Annotated in this window: 3 protein-coding genes; 1 reads left to right on the forward strand and 2 read right to left on the reverse strand. The window is 63.6% G+C overall.

Going from position 1 to position 2,830, the window contains the following annotated elements:
• Positions 1–143 precede the first annotated feature (143 nt).
• Both KBA32_RS16905 and KBA32_RS16910 read right to left on the reverse strand, forming a co-directional pair.
• Complete coding sequence (locus tag KBA32_RS16905; protein ID WP_294361458.1) at positions 144–1,046, reverse strand: DUF4392 domain-containing protein; 903 nt, start codon at positions 1,044–1,046, stop codon at positions 144–146.
• A 32-nt stretch (positions 1,047–1,078) separates the two neighbouring features.
• Complete coding sequence (locus KBA32_RS16910; protein ID WP_294361460.1) at positions 1,079–1,861, reverse strand: putative hydro-lyase; 783 nt, start codon at positions 1,859–1,861, stop codon at positions 1,079–1,081.
• A gap of 487 nt (positions 1,862–2,348) precedes the next feature.
• Here KBA32_RS16910 and KBA32_RS16915 point away from each other — a divergent pair.
• Positions 2,349–2,830: TAXI family TRAP transporter solute-binding subunit (locus KBA32_RS16915; RefSeq protein ID WP_294361462.1), on the forward strand; the 482-nt coding region annotated here is incomplete at its 3' end.

Genomic DNA, 2,830 nt, shown 5'->3' on the forward strand with positions numbered 1-2,830 from the left:
TCAAGGAGTCGCGGTAGCGTCGCGGAGCCTTCGGCGGCACGGTTGGTCGTAGGAGCCCGGTTTTACCGGGCGAAAAGGCGTGCTTCTACGAAGAAAAGCCGTTATCGCGCAGAAAATCTGCACTCCTACATTAGCGTTGAACCTCAGGCAGCGGCCACCTGCGTGGCGGCCAGATACGCTTGGCAGCCCGCGTAGATAGCAGAAACCGTCTGCAGGTAATCGCCAATCGGCACGCCATCGACCGAGACGTCATTCTTGCGCGTGCAGCCGTCGACGGCGCCGACGGCGACTTGCGCTTCGAGCACGGCCAGCTCGTCTTCCGGCCTGATCAGGATAGCCTTGCCGCTGAGTACGGCGAGCGAAGCGGCGAGCGCGTAGGCGCCCCAGTTCGAGATGCCGGCCGGGATGACGTGGTCGGCCTCGGTATCGCAGAAGATGAGTTCGCCGAGGTTGATGCGGTCCATCAGTGAATCGCGCAGGTGGCCCATGCCCAATTCGTTGCCGCCGTCGCCGACGGCGATCGTCGCGTAGTTGCGCGTGCCGGGGGGCGCGAGCAGGCGATCGGTCGACGGTACCAGTTCGTCGAGGATCTCGCCGCGCATCGAGTAGCGGTGGCCGTCGATGGCGCTGCCCGGCCGCTCGATGGCGACGACCTGGGTCGGCGCGAACGAGGCGAGCAGTTCGTCGATGGCGCGATCCGATTCTTCCTGCACCGGGCTCAGCACGGTGATCGGGTACGGCGCGCCGAGCACCCTGGCGCCGGCTTCGAGCAGTCCGTCGCTGAACTTGTCGCTGACCAGCACGACTTCCTTGCCGAGCTGGCGCAGCGCGTGGGCGACCGCCAGCGTGCCGGACGGGCCGTCGGTTTCGCCGATCATCGCGGCGCGGATGCAGAAGCCGGTGACCAGGATGACGCGCTCGGCGCCGAGCAGGTGGGTCGCCGCCGAGAGCAGATGGCTTTCGGCGTCGGACGAGGCCAAACCGCGGCCGCCCGGGTCGTGGCGGGCGAGCAGTTCGAATTGACGGATGGTTTCCTTTGCGGGCATTTCAGTTTCCAGTGCAGTTTTCAAGAAAGCGTTTACGACTCGGCCAGATCCTTGTCGCGGATGTCGGTGATGAACATGTGGCCCGGCGCGTGCGTGATCACGAGGTCCGGCTTGGCACGTTGCAGCGCCATCTGCGGCGTGACGCCGCAGGCCCAGAAGACGGGCACTTCGCCGTCGCGAATCTCGGGCGCGTCGCCGAAATCGGCTTTCATGATGTCCTCGATGCCGATCGCCGCCGGGTCGCCGACGTGCACGGGCGCACCGTGCGCGCGGCGATAGCGCGCGGTGACGGCGGTCGCCTTTTCAATGAACTCGGGCTTCATCGGACGCATGCTGACGACCATCGGGCCGGAGAAGATGCCGGCCGGCTTGCACTCGCGGTTGGTGATGTACATCGGTACGTTGCGGTCGAGTTCGATGTGCCGGACCGGCACGCCGTTGTCGAGGAGATCCTGTTCGAAGGTGAAGCTGCAGCCGAGCAGGAAGGTCACCATGTCCTCGGTGTAGACGTCGAGGATGTTATCAACCTCCTTCTCGAACTGCCCGTGGCGGAAAATCTTGTACTTCGGGATCTCGGTGCGGATGTCGCCGGTCGGCCCGGCGACGGGCGGTGCGATGACGCCGGCTTCGGCGACGTCGATCACCGGGCACGGTTGCGGGTTGCGGTCGCAGAAGAGCAGGAAGTCGAAGGCGTAGCGCTTGGGCAGGATGACCACGTTGGCCTGGGTGAAGCCGGCCGCGACGCCGGAAGTCGGTTTTCTCCATTCGCCGCGCGCGATCGCGGCGCGGATTTCGTGAACTGTTTCGACGCCCATGGCGCGTCCTCCTGGAATGATTTACGAAAGGGATGCCGGATAAGCGGCGCAGACTTTAGCATGGGAGAAACCGGTGCGTCTTGACGATTTGCCGTAAAAACAAGGGGTTGCCGACGGTTGCAAGGGGCCGTTCGCGCCTGTTTGCACCAAGCTTGTGCATTGCAGGATGCCTGGTTTCGTCCCGGCGTCCACCGAACGGAAACAGCGCCGGGCGTGAAAACACAGACGATTCAATCGCTTGCCGGCGCGTGCGCATTTTCCGGCGCGGCATGGCACGCAAACTGCAAAAGGGATCACGTCTGAAAATGAAGAAGCCGGCGCTCCGGCTGCAAATGGCGCATTAATGTTTCTAATGCGGTCGGTCAGGATGGTCTTTTTGTCTCCTTTTCGCTAATCTGGCGAGCGTTTTGCCGCCGGGTTTGCTTCTTTTCAGCCATTCGCCCGCATCAACGTTACTAGCCGACTCATCACAGGAGAGAGACCAACGATGAAGAAATTGACCCTGATTGCCGCCGCTCTGGCGCTCAGCACTACCTTTATCAGCCCGGTGGCCATGGCCGAGCAGAAATTCGTCACCATCGGTACCGGTGGCGTGACCGGCGTTTACTACGCGGCCGGTGGCGCGATCTGCCGCCTGATGAACAAGGACCGTGCCAAGCACGGCATACGCTGCTCGGTCGAGAGCACCGGCGGGTCGGTCTACAACGTGAATACGATCAAGGCCGGCGAACTCGACTTCGGCGTTGCCCAGTCCGACGTCCAGTACAACGCCATCAAGGGTCTGGCGCAGTTCAAGGAAGGCGGCGCCCACGCCGACCTGCGCGCCGTCTTTTCGGTGTACCCGGAGCCGCTGACCGTGCTGGCGCGCAAGGAAGCCGGCGTCACCAGGTTCGAGGACTTCAAGGGCAAGCGCTTCAACGTCGGCAATCCGGGTTCGGGGACGCGCGACACGGTCGGCACGCTGATGGT

The organism is Propionivibrio sp. (assembly GCF_017995515.1).
GTDB lineage: Bacteria > Pseudomonadota > Gammaproteobacteria > Burkholderiales > Rhodocyclaceae > Propionivibrio.

Bases quoted from the DNA above. Each gene is read 5' to 3' on its own strand.
- KBA32_RS16910 (WP_294361460.1), bottom strand. From the start codon at position 1,861: ATGGGCGTCGAAACAGTTCACGAAATCCGCGCCGCGATCGCGCGCGGC.
- KBA32_RS16905 (WP_294361458.1), bottom strand. From the start codon at position 1,046: ATGCCCGCAAAGGAAACCATCCGTCAATTCGAACTGCTCGCCCGCCAC.